Origin of the sequence: Modestobacter sp. NPDC049651, from assembly GCF_040659695.1 — a bacterium.
GTDB lineage: Bacteria > Actinomycetota > Actinomycetes > Mycobacteriales > Geodermatophilaceae > Modestobacter.
On sequence record NZ_JBFAOG010000001.1, the window covers coordinates 598,835 to 619,563 of the forward strand.

The window sequence follows — 20,729 nt, forward strand, 5'->3', positions numbered from 1 at the left end:
TGGGCCCGGGGTGATCACCTGGTCGCCAGGGCGGGTCAGCCCCGGTCCTCCCAGCGGAACACCCGGGTGGCGACCGCGACGACGACCGCGGCGAACGCCAGCAGCACCAGGCAGGGCAGCCACGCGGCACCCATCCCCTGCCCGCGCACCAGCACGTCGGTGATGCCGTTGTTCATCCAGCCCAGCGGCAGCACCTTGCTGAGCCCCTGCATCCAGGCCGGCGCCGAGGACAGGTCGAAGAACGTGCCGGACAGGAACGCCATCGGCAGCACCACGAAGTTGGCGATCGCGCTGGCCGCTTCCTCGGTCTTCGCGACCGATCCGACCAGCAGGCCGATCGACAGGAACGCGATCGTGCCGCACAGCAGGATCGGCAGCGCCAGCCACCAGTCCCCCGCCAGCCGCAGCCCGAACACCGGCAGCATCGCGACGCCGAGGAACAGCACGGTCTGCAGCACGGCCACCAGCAGCGAGACGCCGAGCCGGGCGCCGACGATCGTGCCGACCGGTGCGGGTGAGAGCCGCAGCCGGCGCAGCAGCTGCCGGCGCCGCCAGGAGACCAGGGTGAGCGCGGCGCCGAACGTCGCGGACGTCGCGATCCCCCACGACAGGATGCCCGGGGCGAGGAACTGGATGGGCTCGAACTCGTCGGACTCGACCCGCTGCGCGTCCAGCGCGATCGACGGCGGCTGCCCGGTGGCGGCGAGGTTCGCACCGTTGACCACCGAGGAGACGACCTGCTGCAGCGTGGCGGCCTGCACCTGGTCGGTGGCGGCGAAGTAGAGGATGACCCGGTCGCCGTCCTCGACCAGGGCGCCGGGCAGGTCGCCGTCCTCGACCTTCGCGATGGCGGCGTCCGCGGTCTCGTAGCGCTGCGCGTCGACCACCGAGTCGGGCAGCGCGGCGATCACCGGCCCGTCGCCGACGACGGCGAGCTCGGTGGCGCTGCCGCCGCCGCCGCGGAAGACCAGGCCGAACACGACCAGGAACATCAGCGGGAAGAAGAAGGTGAAGAACAGCGACGCCCGGTCGCGGAAGAAGCTGCGCAGCATCGCCCGGGACAGCGAGCGCAGCTGGCCGGTGGCGGTGGGCCGGACGGCGCCCGGCGTGAGCCCCGGGGCCGCGGTGCGCGGGGCGTCGGTGGTGGTCATGCCCGGTACTCCCGTCCGGTGAGGGTGAGGAAGACGTCCTCGAGGGTGGCGGTGCGCACGCTCACCCCGTCCAGCGCGCGGCGCCCGGCGAGCGCGGCGACCAGCTCGGCCGGCTCGCGGGTCGACAGCACGATCTCGTCGTCGGTCTCGGTGACGCCGTCAGCGCCGGGCAGCCCGCGCGCGGTGTCGGCGTCCAGCACGCCGCGGGGCAGCGCGACCCGGGTGGCCGCCTCCAAGCCGCGGACCAGCGCCGCCGGGGTGTCGAGGGCGTGGATGCGGCCGGCGTCCATGATCGCCACCCGGTCGCAGAGCACCTCGGCCTCGTCCATGTAGTGGGTCGTGTAGACGACGGTGGTGCCGCCGGCCTGGATGGTGCGCAGCAGGTCCCAGAGGTTGCGGCGGGCCTGCGGGTCCAGCGCCGCGGTGGGCTCGTCGAGGAAGACGACGGCCGGCGCGTGCATGAGCGCGCAGGCGATCGACAGCCGTTGCCGCTGCCCACCGGAGAGGTCGTTCTCCCGGACGTCGGCCTTCTCGGTGAGCCCGACGATCTCCAGCATCTCGTCGGCCCGGCGCCGCGGGACGCCGTACAGGTCGCCGAAGGTCTGCAGCTGCTCGCGGCAGGTGAGCCGGTCGAAGAAGGCGCTGGCCTGCAGCTGGACGCCGATCCGCGACAGCAGCCGCGGGTTGCGCGGCCAGACCGCCTCGCCGAGCAGCGCGATCGTGCCGGCGTCGGGCTCGCGGATGCCCTCGACCATCTCCAGCACGGTCGTCTTGCCCGCGCCGTTGGGGCCGAGGATGCCGAAGAACTCGCCCTCGGCGACGGTGAAGCTGACGCCGTCGACGGCGCGCAGGTCGCCGTAGACCTTGACCAGGCCGTCGACCTCGATGGCCACGTTCGTCATGTCGCGGGACCCTCCCACACCGCGTGCGGCCGGTGGGTGCGCTCCGGCATGCTCGGGCGGTGACGATCCCCCGCAGCCACCGGGTGGCCGGCGCGCTCATCGGCTCGGCCGTCGGCGACGCCCTCGGCGCCCCGTTCGAGTTCGGCCCGGCCGGGCAGTTCAGCGCCCGCTTCCCCGCCGACGCGCGCGGGGTCGCCACCGAGATGTGCGGCGGCGGTTCGCTGGACTGGGCGCCCGGCGAGTTCACCGACGACACCCAGATGGCCCTGCTCGTCGGGACGTCGCTGGTCGAGCGGGGCGGGCTCGACGAGGCCGACCTGTTCGACCGGTTCGGTCGCTGGGCGGCCGCCGACCCGCCGGACATCGGCAACCAGACGCGCGCCGTCCTCGGCTCCGGCCGGCCGTGGGACGTCGCGGCGGCCGAGCATTTCGCCCGCTCCGGGCACGCCGCCGGCAACGGCTCGCTGATGCGGACGACGCCTGCGGCGCTGTTCTTCGCGCGCTCCGGCACCGCGGCCACGATGGACGCCGCCCGGCGCATCTCGGCGCTCACCCACGGCGACCCGGCGGCCGGCGAGGGCTGCGCGGTGTTCCACGAGCTGGTGCGGGTGGCGCTGGACGGTCGCGACCCGCTCGCTGGTCTGCCCGACGCCTTGGCGATGGTGCTGCCCGAGCACCGCGACCGCTGGGCAGTCGCGCTCGCCGATGACTGGACGCCCGAGCGGGCGACCGAGGGCAACGGCGCGGTGTGGACGGCGCTCGCGCAGGCGGTGTGGGCGTTGCGCCAGGAGTCGACCTTCGCCGGGGTGCTGCGCCGGGTGGTCGACCTGGGCGGCGACACCGACACCGTGGCCGCGATCGCCGGCGGGCTGGCCGGCGCGGTGTTCGGCATCGCCGGCATCCCGATGCGGTGGACCTCCGCCGTCCACGGCCGGGTGCCCGGCTCCGACCGCGAGTGGCGGCTGGCCGACCTGCACTGGCTGGCCGCGGCGCTCGACGGGTCTCGGGCCTCGCTCTACGACCCGCCGACCACCGCAGGGTTGACGCCCCGCGAGGTGGCGGACGGCGTGTGGGCGGCGGACCTGGACGGCGCCCGGGCGTCCGCTGCCGACTTCGCCGTCGTGTCGCTGTGCCGCACCGGGACGCCGTTCGGCCACGAGGTGCAGCGGATCGCCTACCTGACCGACGACGACGCGAACACCGAGCTGGACGCGGTGCTCCACGACGTGCTGGCCGACATCGCGGCGCTGCGCGCGGACGGACGACGGGTGCTGGTGCACTGCCACGCCGGGCAGTCCCGCACCGGGCTGGTGCTCCGGGCGTGGCTGCGCCGCAGCTCTGGGCTCACCGCGGCCGAGGCGACCGCGGCCGTCCGCGCGCGCTGGCCGCACCTGAGCGAGTGGAACTCCTCGTTCACCGCAGCCCTCGATCGGGTGCGCTGAGCAGCTGATTTGTGGCTACAATTCGCTACTGATTGTGGCGACATGGAGGCGAGCATGACGAGCATCGGGGTGCGCGAGCTGCGCGATGGCCTGAGCAAGCACCTCGCGGACGTCCGCCGTGGCGCCACGATCACCGTGACCGATCACGGCACGCCGGTGGCTCGCATCAGCCCCGTCGTCGCTCCCACCGCTCTCGAGCGGCTGATCGCCGAGGGCGTCGTCCAGCCCCCGGTTCAGCGCAAGCGCCCGGCACCCGACCCGGTCGTCGCTGACGTCGCGCTCTCGGAAACCGTGATCGCCGACCGCCGGTGATCGTGTACCTCGACACGTCGGCGCTCGTGCCGCTGCTGGTGACCGAGCCCTCCTCGGCCCGCTGTCGGCGCCTGTGGGACGACGCCGACGTGGTCGCGTGCACGGCGATCGGCCACGTTGAGGCGGTGTCGGCACTCGCCCGTGCCGAACGGGCCGGCCGGCTCGCGCGGCCCGATCGACAGTCCGCCGGCGAGCTCCTCGACGAGTTGTGGAGCCAGGTGACCGTCGTACCGGCGGACGGGCCACGCCTTCGGGCGGCCTCGGCGGCTGCACTGCGGCACGGCCTGCCCGGCTACGACGCAGTCCATGCCGCTGCTGCCCTGTCGGTCGCCGACAACGAGCTGGTCGCGGCCAGCGGCGACCAGGAGCTGCTCGCCGCATGGCGCGCCGACGGACTCGCCGTCGCCGACACGAACGGCTGATCAGCTCCGCCGCCTCACTTCTCGCAGGCGACCCCGTCGCCGTCCCGGTCGAGCTTGCTGCTGTAGCCCGGCTGGCCGGCGTAGATCGGAGCTGCGCCGGCGGCGCGGACGGCCGAGCAGTTGGCGTAGTAGGTGGCGGACTGCGCGGGCTCCGGAGCCGGGGCCGGGGCGGGAACCGGAACGGGCACGGGCGCCGGGGCGGGTGCGGGGGCCGGCTTCGGCGCGGGAGCGGGGGCCGGCTTCGGCGCGGGCGCAGGGGCGGGCGCGGGCTTGGGGGCGGCGGTCGTCTTCGGCGCGGCGGCGGTCGTGGGCGCCGTCTTCGGGACGTTGGCGACCACCCCGCCGGGCAGCGGCTCGGTCGGGCAGGCGGTGAGCACGGTGGCGATGGCGTTGCGCTCGGCCTGGGTCATCCAGAGCCCGTACTTGACCTTGACCGCGGTCTGCCGGGCGACGTAGGCGCAGCGGTAGGTCTTGTTCGGCGGCAGCCAGGTGGCGGCGTCCCCGTCGCTCTTCTGCATGTTGAGCGGGCCGTCGATGGCGAGCAGGTTGAGCGGGTCGTTGGCGAAGGCGGTGCGGGTGGCGGCGTCCCAGCCCTGGGCGCCGGTCTGCCAGCTGTTGGACAGCGCGACGACGTGGTCGATCTGCACGGCCTCGCTGGTGGACTGCCCGCGCTGGAACGCGATGGTCTTGCCGGAGTACGGGTCGGCGAGCGAGCCGGTGAGCACGACGCAGTTGCGGGTGCCCGGCTTGAAGGTATCCCCGTTCATGTCGCGGGCGAGCACGTCGTTGCGGGTGTCGCAGCCGTTGTGGTCGGTGTCGACCCAGCCGGAGCCGAACTGGTCGCGGCTGTAGCCGGTCTTCGGCGCGCGGCCCTTGACCGGCACGGCGCCGAGCGCGGCCAGCGCGGAGGCCGGCTGGGCGTCGGTGACCGCGGTGGCGGTGGCGGTGTCGGCGAGCGGGGCGATGTCGAGCGGGGCAGCGACGGCGGAGGACGGGTCGGCGTCCTCGGCCTGGGCCAGCGCGTCCTCGGCGGCCTTGGTGGCCGCCTCCGCGGCGGCGGCGTCGGCGGCTGCCTTGGCCACGGCCGCGGCGGACTTCGCGGCGGCCGAGGACGACGCCGCGGCGCTGGTGGCGGCGGCCGACGCGCCGGCGTTGGCGGTCTCGGTGGTCGGCAGGGTGGCGCCGCCGGCGACCAGCGCGACCAGGCCGGCCGCGAGGACGCCGGTGGCCGCGCGGCGGGAGGCGATGAACGCCCAGCGGGCGCGGCCGACGACGACGGCCGCGGCGCCGACCACGAAGGCGGCGAGGCCGAGCATGACGAGGGCGCCGCTGAACCCGCCGGTGATCGCGCCGACGACGACGGCCAGCAGCACGATGACGCCCACGCTGGCCAGCACGACCGAGCCGCGCTTCGCCGGCTGCGGCGGGGCCTCGACCGGAGCGGTCGGCCACGTGACGTCCGGCGTCCCGGTGGTGGCGCGGTGCACGGCCTGCAGTGCGGCGAACGGATCGGTCGCTGCGAACGGCAGCCGGACGTCGTCGTCCGTCGGAACCGCGCCGGGCAGCCCGGCCGCGACCTCGCGGACGCCGGGGGCGGCGACGGCGAGCTCCAGCGGCGTGACCTGCAGGATGGTGTCGCCGAGCACCAGGTCGAGGTGCTTGGGTCGGCGCTCACCGCTCGGGAGCACCGGGGTGAAGCCGAGGGACTCGGCGCGCTGGACGACCGCGCGGACCGGGCTGGCCGGGTTCCGCTTCACCCAGCGGGCGAGCAGCTCCTCGACCGGTGACGCTGCTGACGACATGACCCAACCCCCGTTGGTGCGACCGACGAACGCGCCGATCCTGTGCCTGAGCAGGGCTGATGACGGGGACCCGGCCGCCGACCGGCCGCTCGGCACCTCTCTGGCCACGCTCGCCCCGTTGGTCCCGCCCGCCGCAGACCGGCGGGCGTGGTGCTCACACAGCTCGAGCCTCTACCGTGGGCGGCCAGCCGATCCGACGACGGGGAGGGGCCGGCACGGTGGCAGACGCGACCTCCCCCACCGAGGGGCTCACCGACTGGCTCGGCGAGCGGGTCGTGCACCCGCTGGAGCCCGGCGACCCGACGTCCGTCGGGCCGTACCGGCTGGTGCACCGGCTGCCCCGCGGCGGTCAGGGAGCCGACGTCTTCGTCGGCAAGAACGGCACCGCCGGGCCGCTCGTCGTCGTCAAGTGCCTGCCGGCCGGGGCCGGGGACCTGGTGCGCCGGCGGTTCGCCCGCGAGGTCGAGAACGCCGCGCGCGTCCGCAGCCCCCGGGTGGCCCGGATCGTCGACCAGGACCTCGCCGCGGGCAGCCCCTGGTACGCCCAGGAGTACATCGCGGGCACCCCGCTCGACGAGTTCCTCGCCGCCCGCGCGGGTGGGCTCGGCACCGAGGAGCTGCGCCGCATCGCCATCGGGTTGCTGCGGGCGCTGCGGGACGTGCACGCGGCCGAGGTGGTCCACCGCGACGTGAAGCCGGGCAACATCATCATCACCGACCGGGACGTCGTCCTCGTCGACTTCGGCATCAGCCGGTACCTCGGCGCCGAGGGGTCGCCCGGCACGGTCACCACCGCGCTGGCCGGCTTCGGCTCGAAGCTGTTCGCCAGCCCCGAGCAGCTGCAGGGGCGGCCGCTGGTCACGGCCAGCGACGTCTACAGCTGGGGCATGGTGATCGCCTACGCGGCCGCCGGGCGGCACCCGGTCGACCCGGACGACGAACTCCCACCGGCCGACTACTGGGCCGAGCTCCAGGCCGGCCGGGTGGACCTCTCCGCCCTCCCGCCGAACCTCGCCGACCCCGTCGCGCACGCGCTGCGGCTGGACCCCGAGCAGCGACCCACCGTCGACGAGCTCGCCCGCGACGTCGAGCAGGGCACCCGCTGGCTCGGCCTGACGTCGGAGATCCCCGCTCCCCGGACGGCGTGGCAGGACCTCCGTTCGGTCGCCGCGGTCCGCGAGGCCGTCCGCTTCCAGCTGTCCCGGCTGGAGCGGGCGATCGCCGACACCCGCACCGGCTACGCGGCCGCGCTCGCCGTCGCCGTCCTGCTGGGGCTGCTGGCCGCCGTCGTCCTCACCGTCGTCACCTACATCGTCTTCTGACCACCGTCTTCTGACCCATCGAGGAGGTGCCGTGTCCGGGCTCTACCAGCGGGCGATGGCCCAGCAGCAGCTGGAAGCGCGCCGCCACCGCTACCTGCGGCGGCAGCGGGTGCTGCTGCTGGTGTTCGCGGCCGCGACGCTGCTGTTCTACGTCCTGCTGGTGGCCTGAGGTGGCGAGCCGGAACGCAGTCTGCCCGCGGTGCCTGGAGTCGTTCACGCCGGGTCCCGCCGGCGCTCCGCAGCAGAAGTCGCGGTGGCAGCGGTTCAACGAGGGCCGGTGGAGCGGGCAGGCCGAGCCGGGTCCGTCCCGGCAGGCGCGCGCGGCGGCGTACGACGCGGCCAACGCCGTTCCGCTGTGCCCCAACGGCCACCGGCTGCCACCGGACTACCTGGAGCGGCCGACGGTCGTCGTCGGGGTGGTCGGCCTGACCGGTGCCTCGAAGAGCACCTACCTCACGGTGCTGATCGACGCGCTGCACGCCGGGGCGCTGGCCCCGCTGGGCATCTCCGTCGAGCTGGACGAGCACAGCGCCGACCGGTTCGAGCGGCAGTACCACCAGCCGTTGCTCGTCGACCACCGGCAGCTGCCGCTGACCCCGCCGCTGCTGGAGCAGGGCCAGTCGCCGGAGCCGCTGACGCTGGTGCTGCGGCGCACCGCGCCGGGCGGGCCGGAGCGGTCGGTCAACGTCGTCCTGTTCGACGCCTCCGGGGAGCAGCTGTACCGCAAGGAGGACCTGGGCCGGTTCGGCCAGTTCCTCTACGTGGCCAGCGCCGTCCTGGTCATCCTGTCGCCGGGCATGTTCCCCGGGCTGCAGTCGGTGGCCGATCCGGGCGAGGCGGCGCTCGGGATGGCCCGCCCCACGCAGATGCTGGTCAACCTGGCCGACCTGCTGCGCTCGGCCCGCGGCCTGCGCAAGGACGGCTTCCTGGACGGCGTCTCGGCCTCGGTGATCGTGAGCAAGGCCGACAAGCTGCTGGCCCGGCCGGACTTCCCGGCCGGCACGCTGCGCAACCCGGAGATCAGCCTGGCCGGGCTGCCGCGGCTGTTCGGGGAGGTGCGGGACAACAGCGCCCGGCTGGTCGACTTCCTCGAGGTCAACGGCGGCAGCAACCTGCTGACGACGCTGCTGGGCCGGCTGCCGGATCCGACCGTGCACGCGGTGTCGGCGACCGGCACCGAGGCCAGGGACGGCGGCTACCCCTCTATCGCCCCGGTGGGCGTGCTGGAGCCGCTGCTGGTGCTGCTCGCGCGGCACCGCTTCCTGCCCGCCGAGGGCCTGGAGCTGGACTCCGCGTTCGCGCGGGCCGCCGATCGGCCCTGGCGATGACCACCTGCGCGCAGCTGGTCTACACCTCGGCGAGCCGGACGCTGGAGGGGCCGGGCTTCGGCGTCGTGCAGCTGTCGGCGGACTGGCCCGCCGAGGTCGGCGACAGCCGCTCGACGCTGGGCGCGCTGATCGGCGCCGACGCCGGGGAGTCGTTCGGGCTGCTGCACGCCGCCGGCGGGCGGATCGCCTACCGCAAGGTGCCGGCGGGCACCGACGCGTTCGGCCGGCCGGGCAACCACCTCGTGCACCTGCTCTGGGACGGCGCCGGCCGGCTCACCCCGCGGGACGTGCTGGCCCTGCGGCGGGACGGCGGGTTCCTCGACGCGCTGCCCGCGGACGCCGAGCCCACCCGCGAGCTGCCGCCGGCGGAGGTGCCGTCGGCGCGCCGGTCGGTACCGGCCCTGAGCGCGGACGACGTCGACGCCCTGCTGCCGGGCGTGGCCGCGGTGCTCGCGGCGGTGGCCGCCGGCGCGGGCACCGTCGGGTTGCCGGAGCGGACCCCGTCGGGGTGCGACGTCGCCGAGGTGGTGTTCGGCGTGCTGCCGCGGGCGCTGGCCTCGGCGGTGTCGCTGCACGTCGGTGCGGCGTCGACGATGGGCGACACCGCGACCGTGCAGGTGCGCGTCGGTTCCTCCTCGGAAGGGGACGTGCCCCCGGACCCGCAGGCGCTCTCCCGCGCGCGGGCGATGCTGGAAGCCGCGGCGAAGAAGGAGCTGTGCTCCGACCAGGTGCGCAAGCTGGCGACCCTGGACCGGTGGCTGTTCACCGACACCTGGCTGGGGCTGGACCCGGCGGAGCTGACGGCGACGCAGCTGACCGGGGTGCTGGACTCGGAAAAGGCCGGCTGGTGGCTGGCCACCCCGAACGCCGTGGACGTCGCCTGCGCGGCGGCGTCGGCGGACCCGCAGGTCGACGCGGCGCTGCGCGGGGCGCTGGAGCGGCACCCGGAGGCCTGGTACCGGCTGCGCGACCGGGAGCTCGCCGCCGCGCTGTCGGCGGTGTTCGGTGGCGCGGGCAAGGACGAGGTGCCGACCGGTTTCACCGGCCTGACCCGGGACGAGTTGTGCGAGGCGTTCGCCGCCGAGGCGGCGCGGGGCCGCCGGCTGAGCGAGGTCGGCGGGGCGGCCGCCGCGCTCGTCGAGGAGGCGCTGCGGCTCGATCCTCCCGTCGCGGTGCTGCCGCTGACCGACGACCTCGCCGGGCTCGCCCGGCTGGCCACCCGCCGGCCGGCGGTGCGGGACGCGCTGGTGCGGGAGTGGCCGGCCGGCTCGTCCTCGGCGCTGCTGGGGCACCTGCTGCTGGAGGACCCCGACTGGTTCCTGACCCTCGGGAGCGGCACTCCCCCGGCGGTGCTCCGGTCGGGGCTGCGCTGGGCGGCGGAGCGGCTGGAGGCGCCACTGGTGGAACGGCTGGCGCTGACCGTGGCGGCCAGCGAGCTGGCCGGGCAGGGCTGGGCGCTGCGCGACGTGGTGTTCGGCTCGGGGCTGCCGGCCGAGGAGGTCGCCGGGATGGTCGGCCGCAGCTTCGCCGCGCTGACCGGGGACGACGGCTGGCCGTCCGAGGTCGCGCGGCTCGTGCTGGGCGCTCCCGACAGGGGCGAGCCGGCGGACGAGCCGCGCCGGACCGGCATCTGGCCCCGGCGCCGCCGGTAGCCCCGCCGTCCTGCCCCTGGGGTCAGCCGGTGATGCGCCGCACGATCTGCCGGGCCGCAGCGCGGCCCTCCGGCGTCGGGGTCAGCGGGTACACGTGCACGGCGTCCACGCAGATCTCCGCCTGCCCGAGTGCCTCGGCAGCCCGGGCCCGCTCGATCAGCAACTGGACGTCGGGCAGGCAGATCTCGTGCGTGCCGACGAAGACGTCGATCGGTGCGAGCCCGTCGAGCGGCCCGTTGCCGGGGCTGAGCCGCGGCTGGGTCGGGTCGTCACCGCCGGCCCAGGACGCCGCCGCCACCCGCAGCCCGGCGCTGGACAGCCACGGGTCGCGGGCCTCGACGGCGGGGAGGTCGGGGTGGCCGAGCGTGAGGTCCAGCCACGGGGAGAGCAGCACCAGCCGCCGGGGCTGGGGCAGCCCGGCGGCGGGCAGCGTCTGGGCCAGGCCGAGGGCGAGCCCGCCACCGGCGGAGTCCCCGGCGATCGTCACCGCGTCCGTCTCGTCCAGCAGCTGGCGGTAGACCTCGGTGAGGAACGGATGGGCGTCCCGGTACGTGTGCTGCGGGGCGAGCCCGTAGTGCGGCACCTCGACCCGGACGCCGGCGTCGGCGAGCGCGCCGATCAGCGCCCAGTGCTGCCGGGCGATGGCGCTGACGTACGCACCGCCGTGCAGGTACAGCGCCGCCCGCTGCGGCGTCCTGCCGCGGGGCAGCACGGTGTGCACCGGGAAGCCGTCGACCAGCCGGCTGCGGACGTCGTGCCGCTTGCGCAGCCGGGCCGGCGGCTCGGTGCTGCCCTTGGGAGCGGCGAGCCGTTCGCGGGCCCGGTCGGCGGTGGCCATCCGCGGCTTGTAGGCCAACCGCAGGGCGACCTCGAGCGCGCGCATCTGCAGGCTCACGGCGTCAGAACGCTCCGCCGGTGCGCCAGGACATCTCCTGCAGGGTCCAGCCGTTGCCGTCGGGGTCGGCGAACCCGGCGTACCGCACACCGCCGCCGACGTCGGTGACCTCGCCGACCTCGACCCCGCGGCCGACGAGCTCGGCCCGGGCCGCGTCGATGTCGGCGACGACGAGGTGCAGCCCGCGGATCGAGCCGGGTTCCGCGGCGTACACCGGCAGCCCGGTGCCGAACCCGATCGAGCACGCCGAGCCGGGTGGGGTCAGCTGGACGACCCGGATGCCGTCGGCCGGCCGCACGTCGACGTCGACGGTGAAGCCGAGCCGGTCGGCGTAGAACGCCTTGGCGGCGTCGACGTCGGCGACGGGGATCGGCACGAGCTCGAGCTTCATGTCCACGCCGGGCACCCTGCCACCCGACCGCCCTGCCGGCCCGCTCACCCTGCGGTCAGCCGGCGGACGACGGCCTCGCCGCCGACCCGGCCGATCAGGTCGAGGTCGCCGCACACGACGAGCAGGTCGCGCGCCCGGGACAGGCCGACGTACAGCATCTCCCGCGCCCGCTCCTCCAGCCGGAACCCGTTGACCGCGAGCACGACCGCCGGCCGCTCCAGCCCCTTGAAGCCGAGGACGTGCCCGTAGAACAGGTCCTCGTCGTCCCAGTAGCTCGCCCAGTACGCGTCCTGGCCCTGCGCCTGCCGCTCGGCCTGCACCGGGTGCCGGCTGTAGGTGGTCAGCAGCGCCACCGACTGCGGCGGCCAGCCCTCGTCGAGCAGCGCGTCGGCCGCGTCGTCCGCGACGCCGACGGCGTCCTCGGTGGCGCACTGGATGAAGCGCACCGGGACGCCGTCCTGCCCGCGGCTGCGCATCTGCGCCGGAGCGAGGCTGGAGAACGTGCCGGCGATCTGCTTGGTGTTGCGCAGGTTCTCCGTCAGCGGGATGGGGATGAGGTCGACCGTGGGGCGGCCCTGCCGGGCGAACACCCGCTGTCCCTCGTCAGCGAAGACGTACAGGCAGCCCGCGTCGGGGCTCTTCAGCGCGGCGAGGACGGCGGCCCACCAGCTCTCCGCGAAGTCCTGCGCCTCGTCGATGACGATCGCGTCGAACCGCTCGTTCTCGGGGAGTGCACCGGCCAGCGCGACCATGCGGTCGGGCAGCAGCTCCTCCCAGTAGCCGCTGTCGTCGTCCGATCCGGCGGGCACGCCCCAGCCGATGCCGAGGTTGTGGAAGGTGCCGACGTACGCCGGTCGCTCGCGGCGCTTGAGCTGCTGCGTCCGCCGGGTGAGGTACTCGGCGAGGCCGCGCGAGTAGCACATCAGCGCGACCCGCTTGCCCTCGCTCGCCAGTCGGCGGGCCTTCTCGACGGCGAGCCAGGTCTTGCCCGAACCGGCGCCGCCGCGGATCTCGACCCGGTCCTGGAGGGCGAGGAAGTCGAGCACGCGGGCCTGGTCGCGGGTGAGCAGGTCGGCGGCGGCCTCGCGCTCGGCGAGGTCGGCGAGCAGGTCCTGCTGCGGGATGAGGGTGCCGGCGAGGCAGTCGACGAGCGCCTCGACGTCGGCGGCGGTCGGCGGCTCGGGGACGTCGACGAGCTTGCGCAGTGCCGTCTCGATGCGGGTGGCCGCGTAGGGCAGCTCGGTCTGGTCGATGACCATCCACCGCGGCAGGTCGGGGGCGCGGAAGTCGTCGGGGAGCGTGGTGGTCGGCAGCGCGACGAGGTGGCCGAGCCGCGGGTTGCCGGCCGACCAGCGGGGGTGACCGTCGAGGAAGTCGCGCAGGGCGTACTTGCAGATGCGCGCCTGGTCGACCGGGTGGATCACCTTGTCGCGGGTGCGGCCGGACTGCCGCCACTCACCGTCGGCCAGGTAGACGCTGCCGCCCTTGACCTCGATGACGGCGATGCCGACGCCGGGCCAGGCGACGATGAGGTCGGCCTCGCGGTCCTCGCGGCGGTCGCTGAACCGCTGGCCGCAGAAGACGACCGCGTCGTCGGGCAGGTGGTCACGCAGCGCGTCGGCGAAGAGCTGCTCGGCGCGCGAGGCGAACGTCGGGTCGTCCGGGAACCGCCGCGCCGTCACTCCGGCTCTCCGGTCACCTGCACCACTCCCCCGTGGTCGTCGGTCGTTGCGCGCAGCATCGCACCGCGCGGGCGGTCAGCCGTGGAGGTCGCCGGCTTCGTCGTCCTGGTCGGAGCCCCAGTGCGCGCCGCAGGCGCGGCAGGCGAGCGTCGGCTCGTCGGGCGTGAGCATGCAGCCGCCGAGCACGACGAGCCCGCGCTCCGCCAGCTCCATCGCCTCCGGGCCGGGCAGCCCCCACAGCAGCGGGACCGACTCCTCCCGCCCGCACGACGGGCACACCTTCCCCGCCTGCACACCGACCGACTCGCTCATGCGCCCTCCCCGTCTCCGGCCGCCGCTGCGACGGCCAGGTGTGGAGTAGAGCAGCGACCACCGACAAGACGAGCAGGCAGCACACCCGTCTCCGGCTCGTCCTTGCCGTCCCTAGGAGACACGGTCGAAGCCCGTGCCGGTCCACCTCCAGCGCACGGTGAGGGGCACCGACGGCCCGGTCGCGTGCGAGTCGTCGGGCCCGTAGGCCTTCATCGGCGCGACGACCTCCTCCTGCTCGACTGCCAGCCCGGTCGGGACGTACTCCGGCGGGAGGGTCGCCGCCTCCTGAAGGTCGCTCGCGCTGGGCAGGACGCCGAGTTCGGCGCCGTCGGCGCGGAAGACGTGCACCTCCTGGGCCGCCCCGTTGGACGGCTGCGGCGAGCACTGCAGCAGCACGACGGTGTCCGGCGTGCCGTCCCCGTCGACGTCACCGGTCGCCGTGGCCTGGAGCTCCACGTCGAGGTACTGGTAGTACGGGCTCTGGCTGACGTCGACCGGCACCCTCGCGGCGCCGTCGACGAGCGTCGCCTTCAGGTTGCCCTGCACCAGCCCGTCGCAGGTGGTGCGGTAGGTCGCGTCGTCCCACGAGGGTTGCGCCGAGGATGTCGCCGGCTGTCGCGTCGACGCGGCCGGTTCGGTGTTCCCCGGACCGCACCCCACCAGGACGAGCGCTCCGGCGGCGGCGCCCGCCAGCGCGCGCCACGGTCTCGGCGAGGGCATCGGGCAATCACCTCGGTCGTGCAGAGGGGCGGGGGAAGCGGCCCCTGCTGGCAGCGAGGCTGTCACCCCGGGACGTCGACGATCAGCCGCCGGGCGCGCGACCGGACCCGGGACGCGTGCGGTCACCCGCGGCCATCGGTCGGCCACGAACCGTCTACAGCGTCGCGTTCTCCCCGATTCCGCAGAGCCCCCAGAAGTGCGTGCGCCGGGCTCCGTTGTCGCCCTCACCCGGGATGCGGCTGAGCGCGCGGTCGACCCGCGACCACGCCTCCGGGTCGGCCAGCAGCCTCGGCAGGTCCTCGACGCCGAGGACGCCGTGGTTGACGAGGGTGCGGGCGTAGCGGAGTGCGGCTTCGGCCTTGGTGATGCCGTTGCGCGTGGACGTCCGCTGCTTGTTGCGTGCAGCTTCTTCGAGCGACTGCTCGTCCGGGAAGCGGGTGAGCAGCCGAGGCAGCGGGTGGGTGTCGACGCTCGGCACCGACTCGGAGGTCAGGTCGCCCGTCGCGCCGGGGATGAGGACCCGGTGCACCAGTGGGACGACGACGCGGTCGTGGTCGGCGCCCACGCTCCACACGGCGTCGAGGACGCAGGCGGACAGGCTGGTCCACCGATCGCGCGGCGGCTCCACCGGCGAGCGATCAACCACTGTCCTCGCGCCGCTGTCGGCTGCCCCCTGGACGTCGTCGTCGAACAGCGACGGCCCCGTGCCAGTCACCCGAGCACCTCACCCAACTCCGCTCCGCTGCGCCGGTCGCAGCGAGCCGACTCAGGGTGCCAAAGAGCCGCGACGACTCGCAGCTGCGACACCAGGCGACGCTCGTCAGGCGTCGCGCTCTTCGGCGTTCCCGCGTCGCCGAAATCCCGCAATGCCTCCGGCGATACCACCAGAGATCCCGCCGGAGATACGGCCGGTCACCGACTTGGCCCGGTCGAGGGTCTCACTTCCGATGCGCAAAGAGGCATCGAGCCCATCGGCTCCAGTCTCGAACACCTTCCCCTTGAGCTCCGTGGCCGCGTCCGCCCACGCCCGCGCTTCCACGGACTCGTGGCCGGACTCGATCCCGAGCGGACGGTGGAAACCCGCGACGGCGAGGGCAACTTTCTCGCTCGACTGCACGATGGCCGGGGACTGGATCGGGTTGAGCAGCACCTTCGAGTTCGCCTTGCCCGCAGCCTCCGCCATGCGGGCCACCAGGCGCTGGGTGACCTGCGCGATGGCGCTCAGCCGCTTCTGCCGGGCGGCCTTCAGCCCGACGCGATGACCGTCGAAGTCGTCGGGAGCCACTTCCAGCACGCGGTCGATCTCGAGCACGGCGATCGCATCCTGCAGCTGGAAACTCCGCGCCAGGACAGCGAGCCACCCTTGGGCCTTGGACTCGGCCTCCTTGGCCGTCTCGGCCAGGTCGCCGATCCTCGCCTGTCGCTCCAGCTTCTCCGCGAGTGCCTCGAGCTGTCGCAAGGCGTAGGCCTGCGTCCGCGCGATCGTCGCAGACGATCCCTGGACCTTCGACCACGTGACCTCGTTGACCCGGCCGCCGTGCTCGCGGAGCGTCATGGCCTCGTCGATGTCGAAGCCCACGCCGATCATGTCCGCGTGGACCGCGTCCTCCTGGGCGCGCAGGACGTCGTCGAGCTTCGCGTCGATCTTCGCCAGGTAGTCGGTGATCTCGTCCATCGCCTGCTGCATCGCGAGCTGCGTCATGATGCCGGCGGCACCGGTCAGCAGCGCGGGGTGGCCCGCAACTGCACCAGGCGCCTTGTCGATCTGGAGCCACTTCTTGATGTGGCCCGGCTGCCCGATCATGGCGTGGCCGACGCCCGAGTCCTTTGTCGGCATGAGCCCGTACTTCTTGACCAGATGCGCGGAGTCAGGGGTCAGCTTCACCCAACGACTCGAGTTCGCGGCAATCTCGGACCCTGCCTGAGCGATTGCGGCCCCAGCACCGAGAAGGCCACGGAGCCGTGACAACTCGAGCTTTCTCGCCGGTAGACCTTCGTCAGCGAGGAAGCGGTCGACCGCCCCGGACTCCCCGATGACCGCTAGGCCGTCGCCGTCACTGATCAGCTGAATCTCGTTGGTCAAGGTCCGTCCTTGGTCCTGATCGGGGCTGTAAGGCGCTCAGATGAGCGCCAAGGGCGTGCGCAGATCGAACACAGGCACCGTGTCATGCGGCGCCGACGCGCATGCATCACCCACGCCGAAACGGTGACGCATTGCAACCTCTGGTACGGCTGATTCATCGGCGAGACCGCCATCCACGCTCGTGCGCGACTGCCCCAAGCTCCGGCAGGCCCGCCTGCCAGTTACGGCAGCCCGGTCGTCACCAGGTGAGGATGTCCAGCACCCGCAGGTCGCTGAGTTCGGCCAGCAGCCGGACCTGCTCACGCTCATCCTGAGCTGCTCGAGCCTTCAGCACAGTGATGCCGTCGCGATTGGCGAGGAGGTCATCGCGGATCGCAGCCCAGTACATGCGCTTGTATCCGCGTGCGGGATAGCGGACCGCCGCACGGCGGGCCGGGATGCGGTAGGTCTGCTCGAGGTGGCTGTCCAGCACAGGCACCAGAGCGCGCCGCTTGAGATGCAAGACCTTGCTGATCTTGGCCATGCTGACGTTGCGCGGAGCGTCGACCCGGAAGTGCTCATAGAGGGCTCCGAGCCGGTCATACAGATCACCCTCGAGCGCCGGGTCGGCGTCACCGAGGTCCGCGGCGAGCGGCACATCGGCCCACGGTGCCGACCGGCCGCGCGCGACGAACCAGTCGCGTTCGCGGTGGCTGATCCGCGAAGCGATCACCCTGGTACGCGCAACATCCTCCGCCGACAGGGTCGAGGGGTCGCCCGATCCGCCGAGGTCGTAACGACGCAGCGTCGCGGCATAGCGCAGCGCGTAGGTCACCAGTCTCTCGAATGGGTTCGTGACCTCTTGGCCGGCGATGGTGATGTCGCACATCCGCGGCTCCCCGTGACTCAATGGTTGCAAGCGCTCATTCGATCACGCTGCTCTCGCTGTCCCCGGCAACAAGATGGGTGGCGGCGCTCCTGGATTCCAACGTCAGCCGGCGACGGTCGCCATCTCGACAAGTCGACACAGCGCGTTGACCTGGCGCAGCTGCTCCGGCGTCCGTACCGGGGCGTCGAGCAGCTCTTCGTTCATCACCACGACCGCCAGCGCCTTCGCCCGCGACACCGCCACGTTCAGCCGGTGCAGGTCGTAGAGGAACGAGACCCCACGGGGCGCGTCTTCGGCGCTGGTCGACGTCATCGAGTACAGGACGACCGGCGCCTCCTGCCCCTGGAACTTGTCCACGGTGCCGACCCGCGCGCCGTCGGGCAGCAGCCCGCGGATCAGCGCGACCTGGTTGTTGTACGGGGCGACCACCAGCACGTCGTCGATCCCGATGACGTGCCGCTCCCCCTCGGCGTCGGTCCACCCGACGCCCTGCAGCGAGCGCCACAGGTCAGCAACAGCGCGAGCCTCATCAGGAGAAGCGGCCGCCGCCGGCCGGGTGTGCTCGACGAACCGTACGGCCAGCCCGCTGGCCCAGCCGTCGAGAGCGATCCGCTCCCGCCCGGGCGCCGACTCCAGCCGGCCCTCGTAGGCGAGGTCGGAGACGAACGCGGTCAGCGCCGGGTGCATCCGGTAGGTGCGGTCGAGGAAGACGCCGCGGTCCTCGGGCACGGTCGGGTGCCCCTCGAGCAGGTGCTCCAGCGCCGAGAGCCCCGACTCCCCCGGGTGCACCGCCTGCGTCGGCTGCGCCAGCTGCTGCGGATCGCCGAGCAGCACCAGCGACTTCGCGGCCCGCGCCACCGCGACCGCGTTCGCCAGCGAGAACTGCCCGGCCTCGTCGATCACCAGGACGTCGACCGCCTCGGCCAGGCCCTCGCGGCACCAGAACCACGACGTCCCGCCGACCAGCGCGACGTCCCCATCGAGCAGCCGCTGCTCCACGTCGGCGGCGTCCTTCGACCACTCGACCCCCGGCGCGCCGCAGGCCTGGCTCTCCTCGCACTTCTGCAGCGCCGGCCGGCCCACCGAGCGCAGCACGTTGCCGATGACGGCGTGCGAGGTCGCGGTGACGCCGACCTTCTTGCCGGCGTCGAGCAGCTCGCGGATCAGCCGGGACGCCGCCCGCGTCTTGCCGCTGCCCGGCGGCCCCTGCACCGCGAGCACCTCGCCGTGCAGCGTGCGCCCGAGCCGGACGACGGCGTCTCCGGCCTCCTCCCCCGGCAGCCGGCGGGTGCCGTCGGGCACGACCCGGTCGAGCAGCGCCTGCGGCAGGCACGGCCGGCCGGCGAGGACGTCGTCCGCGGTCGCCGCGATCGCCGCGCGCAGCGCCTTGTCGTCGAGCGGGCCCTCCGGGCCGAGGCCGCGGCTGGGCGCGGGCACCTTGGTGCTCTTGACGACCAGCCGCCCGGCGACGGCGTCGATCTCCTGCACGGTGCCGATCCGGATCTGGGTGTCGACGTCGAACGCCGGCTTGCCGACCGAGAGCTTGGCGTCCTGCGGCGGGAAGGTGAACTCGTAGAGCTTGCTGCGCTTGTCGGTGCCGATCTCGACCGCCGCGGACAGCCCGCCGACCGCGGTGCGGTCCTCGACGAGCTGCTCGTCCTCCAGGTCGCCGCGGCTGAAGAACTCCCACCAGCCGGGGCGGGCCTCGCGGCGGTGCCACTGCACCAGGTCGCCGAGCAGCTCGTTGCCGGCGCCGGTGAGCCGCTCGACCAGCGCGAGCTCGGCGACCTCGGCGTCCGAGCGGGGGGCCGGCGCGGACACCTCGGGTGCGGCCGGGCGCGGCTGCGGACCGTGCAGCGCCTCCAGCTCGGCCCGCTCGGTCTCCAGCCAGTCGTGCAGCTCGCGGGTGGAGTCGACGTCGTCCTTGTTGTAGTCCTCGATGGCCTGCAGGCGGGCGGGATCGCGGTCGGCGAGCCACTGCTCATACTCGACGACGCTGCTCATGGCGTCGGCGACATCGCCGGTGTGCTCGCGCCCGTAGAAGGCCTCGACCTTCTTGATCGAGTACGACTCCTTGCTGATCCGCATGCCCTGGCGGACGACGGGATAGAGGTCGACGAACCGCTGGGCGCGCAGCAGCTGGTCGAGCTCGGCCTCGCGGACGCCGTACCGGCCGGTGAGCCGCTTGAGTGCGCTGACCTCGTAGGCGGCGTAGTGGTAGACGTGCATGCCGGGGTCGGCGCGCCAGGCGTCGACGATCCGGTCGAGCAGGTCGGCGACCATCTGCCGTTCCTGGACGGCGTCGTGCGCCCACAGCGCGGTGAAGGCGCCGGTGCGGTCGCCGAGGCCGGCCAGGTACTCCAGCCCCGCGCCGTCGCCGGACAGCGGATCGCCCTCGAAGTCAAGGTACAGGTCGCCGGGGCTGGGCTCGGGCAGCCGGAGCAGGCCCTGCGCGGCGGCGGGTTCGAGCAGCGTGCGGGTGGGTGCTCCGGCGGCGCGGCCGCGCAGCTGCTCGCGGGCCTGGTCGCGCAGCCGCTCGCGGGTGGCCGTGCCGATGCCCGAGGCCTTGAGCGTCTCGGGGTCGGCGTCGGCGAGCTGCGCGAGGGTGGCGACGCCGACGGCGATGAGGGCGGCGCGGTGGTCGCGGCGCATGCCGGCGACCAGGCTGAGGTCGTCGCCGGTGCGCAGCTCGTCGGCGCAGCGGGCCTGCCAGGTACAGGTGTCGCAGTAGGCGACGGGCACCGGGCCGGTGGGCGGGACCGCGGCGACGAACGACTCCAGCCGGGTGCGCGCGCGGCGGGCGTAGGCGGCGACGTCGACCAGCCGCCACGGGCGGGCGACGCCGTCGCCGGTGATGACGGAGATCCGGTCGGGCGCAACGCCCTGCAGGGTGGCGAGCCGGTCGGCGTAGGTGGCCATCTGCAGCAGCGCGGGCACCTTGATGCGGCGGGCGAGCTTGGCGTCGGCGACCTCGTAGGACCAGTCGCCGAGGTCGGACGGCGTCGCCGTCCTGAGCAGGAAGTCGGCCTGGCCGCTCCACGTGCCGTCGGACAGCGTCGCCTGGTGGACGACGTCGACGCCGGCGCGCATCGCCTCGACGGTGGCCGCCTCGCTGCGCTGCCCCTGCAGCCGGACGACGGTCAGGCCCTGTGCCTCCAGCGACTCCAGGTAGGCGAGCTCGTGGGCGGTGCCGAGGTCGGCTACCAGCGAGGTCCCGTCGCTGCCCTGTGATGGGGCGAGCGTGCCGTCGGCGACGGCCAGGTTGAGCGCCGTGAGGTGGTGGCACTCCTGGTGGCGGGTCAGGTCGGTGGGGCTGAGCACGAGCCGCCCGTCGCTGCGGTGCACCTCAGCGCCCCGCAGCCAGCAGTGAACACGACATGCTGATCCCCCGTGATGATGCGCCGATCGAGCCTTCGCACCCTGTCACGGGGCGCCGACAGGAACG

19 protein-coding genes are annotated in these 20,729 nt (G+C 74.0%); 7 read left to right on the plus strand and 12 right to left on the minus strand.

All coding sequences use genetic code 11. The features are described 5' to 3' along the window. Positions 1-35: 35 nt before the first annotated feature. Positions 36-1,151, minus strand: coding sequence for an ABC transporter permease (locus AB0J00_RS02970; RefSeq protein WP_357739906.1), 1,116 nt, complete (start codon positions 1,149-1,151; stop codon positions 36-38). After that, on the minus strand, positions 1,148-2,053 hold the full coding sequence (locus AB0J00_RS02975; RefSeq protein ID WP_357739909.1) for an ABC transporter ATP-binding protein: 906 nt from the start codon (positions 2,051-2,053) through the stop codon (positions 1,148-1,150). Before AB0J00_RS02975 ends, AB0J00_RS02970 begins: the two co-directional genes overlap by 4 nt. Positions 2,054-2,112: 59 nt before the next feature. Here AB0J00_RS02975 and AB0J00_RS02980 point away from each other — a divergent pair, with 59 nt between their 5' ends. The 3 genes from AB0J00_RS02980 to AB0J00_RS02990 are packed head-to-tail and all read left to right on the plus strand — an operon-like array spanning position 2,113 to position 4,229. Further along, the gene (locus AB0J00_RS02980) at positions 2,113-3,495 is read left to right on the plus strand and encodes an ADP-ribosylglycohydrolase family protein (protein WP_357739912.1); all 1,383 of its coding nucleotides are present in this window, start codon (positions 2,113-2,115) and stop codon (positions 3,493-3,495) included. A gap of 54 nt (positions 3,496-3,549) precedes the next feature. Next, on the plus strand, positions 3,550-3,807 hold the full coding sequence (locus AB0J00_RS02985; protein WP_357739915.1) for a type II toxin-antitoxin system prevent-host-death family antitoxin: 258 nt from the start codon (positions 3,550-3,552) through the stop codon (positions 3,805-3,807). Continuing rightward, positions 3,804-4,229: a type II toxin-antitoxin system VapC family toxin gene (locus AB0J00_RS02990; RefSeq protein WP_357739918.1), complete on the plus strand. Its 426-nt coding sequence runs from the start codon at positions 3,804-3,806 to the stop codon at positions 4,227-4,229. Before AB0J00_RS02985 ends, AB0J00_RS02990 begins: the two co-directional genes overlap by 4 nt. A 14-nt stretch (positions 4,230-4,243) precedes the next feature. Here the strand turns inward: AB0J00_RS02990 and AB0J00_RS02995 are convergent, their stop codons facing one another. Then, positions 4,244-6,031 (minus strand): DUF1524 domain-containing protein, encoded by a 1,788-nt coding sequence (locus tag AB0J00_RS02995; protein WP_357739920.1) that lies wholly within the window; start codon positions 6,029-6,031, stop codon positions 4,244-4,246. 218 nt (positions 6,032-6,249) lie between these two features. Between AB0J00_RS02995 and AB0J00_RS03000 the strand changes: the two genes are divergently transcribed. The 4 genes from AB0J00_RS03000 to AB0J00_RS03015 are packed head-to-tail and all read left to right on the plus strand — an operon-like array spanning position 6,250 to position 10,333. Continuing rightward, positions 6,250-7,353 (plus strand): serine/threonine-protein kinase, encoded by a 1,104-nt coding sequence (locus AB0J00_RS03000; RefSeq protein ID WP_357739923.1) that lies wholly within the window; start codon positions 6,250-6,252, stop codon positions 7,351-7,353. A gap of 31 nt (positions 7,354-7,384) precedes the next feature. Then, complete coding sequence (locus AB0J00_RS03005) at positions 7,385-7,522, plus strand: hypothetical protein (protein ID WP_357739926.1); 138 nt, start codon at positions 7,385-7,387, stop codon at positions 7,520-7,522. A gap of 1 nt (position 7,523) precedes the next feature. After that, on the plus strand, positions 7,524-8,681 hold the full coding sequence (locus tag AB0J00_RS03010) for a hypothetical protein (protein WP_357739928.1): 1,158 nt from the start codon (positions 7,524-7,526) through the stop codon (positions 8,679-8,681). Continuing rightward, complete coding sequence (locus AB0J00_RS03015) at positions 8,678-10,333, plus strand: hypothetical protein (protein WP_357739931.1); 1,656 nt, start codon at positions 8,678-8,680, stop codon at positions 10,331-10,333. Before AB0J00_RS03010 ends, AB0J00_RS03015 begins: the two co-directional genes overlap by 4 nt. Before the next feature lie 22 nt (positions 10,334-10,355). Here AB0J00_RS03015 and AB0J00_RS03020 read toward each other — a convergent pair whose 3' ends face one another. The 9 genes from AB0J00_RS03020 to AB0J00_RS03060 all read right to left on the minus strand — a co-directional run bounded on the left by AB0J00_RS03020 (position 10,356) and on the right by AB0J00_RS03060 (position 20,629). Further along, positions 10,356-11,228, minus strand: coding sequence for an alpha/beta hydrolase (locus AB0J00_RS03020; protein WP_357739934.1), 873 nt, complete (start codon positions 11,226-11,228; stop codon positions 10,356-10,358). 4 nt (positions 11,229-11,232) lie between these two features. Further along, entirely contained in the window at positions 11,233-11,619 is a 387-nt protein-coding gene (locus AB0J00_RS03025; protein WP_357740127.1) for a VOC family protein, read from the minus strand. A 44-nt stretch (positions 11,620-11,663) separates the two neighbouring features. Further along, positions 11,664-13,301 carry an NERD domain-containing protein gene (locus AB0J00_RS03030; RefSeq protein WP_357739937.1) on the minus strand — a complete coding sequence of 546 codons (1,638 nt, stop codon included), beginning with the start codon at positions 13,299-13,301 and terminating at the stop codon, positions 11,664-11,666. Positions 13,302-13,376: 75 nt separating this feature from the next. Continuing rightward, positions 13,377-13,613, minus strand: a complete 237-nt coding sequence (locus AB0J00_RS03035) for a hypothetical protein (RefSeq protein WP_357739939.1) — start codon at positions 13,611-13,613, stop codon at positions 13,377-13,379. A 111-nt stretch (positions 13,614-13,724) separates the two neighbouring features. Next, a complete protein-coding gene (locus AB0J00_RS03040; protein WP_357739942.1) occupies positions 13,725-14,333 on the minus strand; it encodes a hypothetical protein in 609 nt (202 codons plus the stop codon). A gap of 154 nt (positions 14,334-14,487) precedes the next feature. Next, positions 14,488-15,048 carry a hypothetical protein gene (locus AB0J00_RS03045; RefSeq protein ID WP_357739945.1) on the minus strand — a complete coding sequence of 187 codons (561 nt, stop codon included), beginning with the start codon at positions 15,046-15,048 and terminating at the stop codon, positions 14,488-14,490. A 105-nt stretch (positions 15,049-15,153) separates the two neighbouring features. Then, positions 15,154-16,416, minus strand: a complete 1,263-nt coding sequence (locus tag AB0J00_RS03050) for a hypothetical protein (RefSeq protein WP_357739948.1) — start codon at positions 16,414-16,416, stop codon at positions 15,154-15,156. 238 nt (positions 16,417-16,654) lie between these two features. Continuing rightward, a complete protein-coding gene (locus AB0J00_RS03055; protein ID WP_357739951.1) occupies positions 16,655-17,284 on the minus strand; it encodes a DUF6308 family protein in 630 nt (209 codons plus the stop codon). A gap of 102 nt (positions 17,285-17,386) precedes the next feature. Continuing rightward, positions 17,387-20,629, minus strand: coding sequence for a TM0106 family RecB-like putative nuclease (locus AB0J00_RS03060; protein WP_357739954.1), 3,243 nt, complete (start codon positions 20,627-20,629; stop codon positions 17,387-17,389). Between the last annotated feature and the right edge of the window lie 100 nt (positions 20,630-20,729).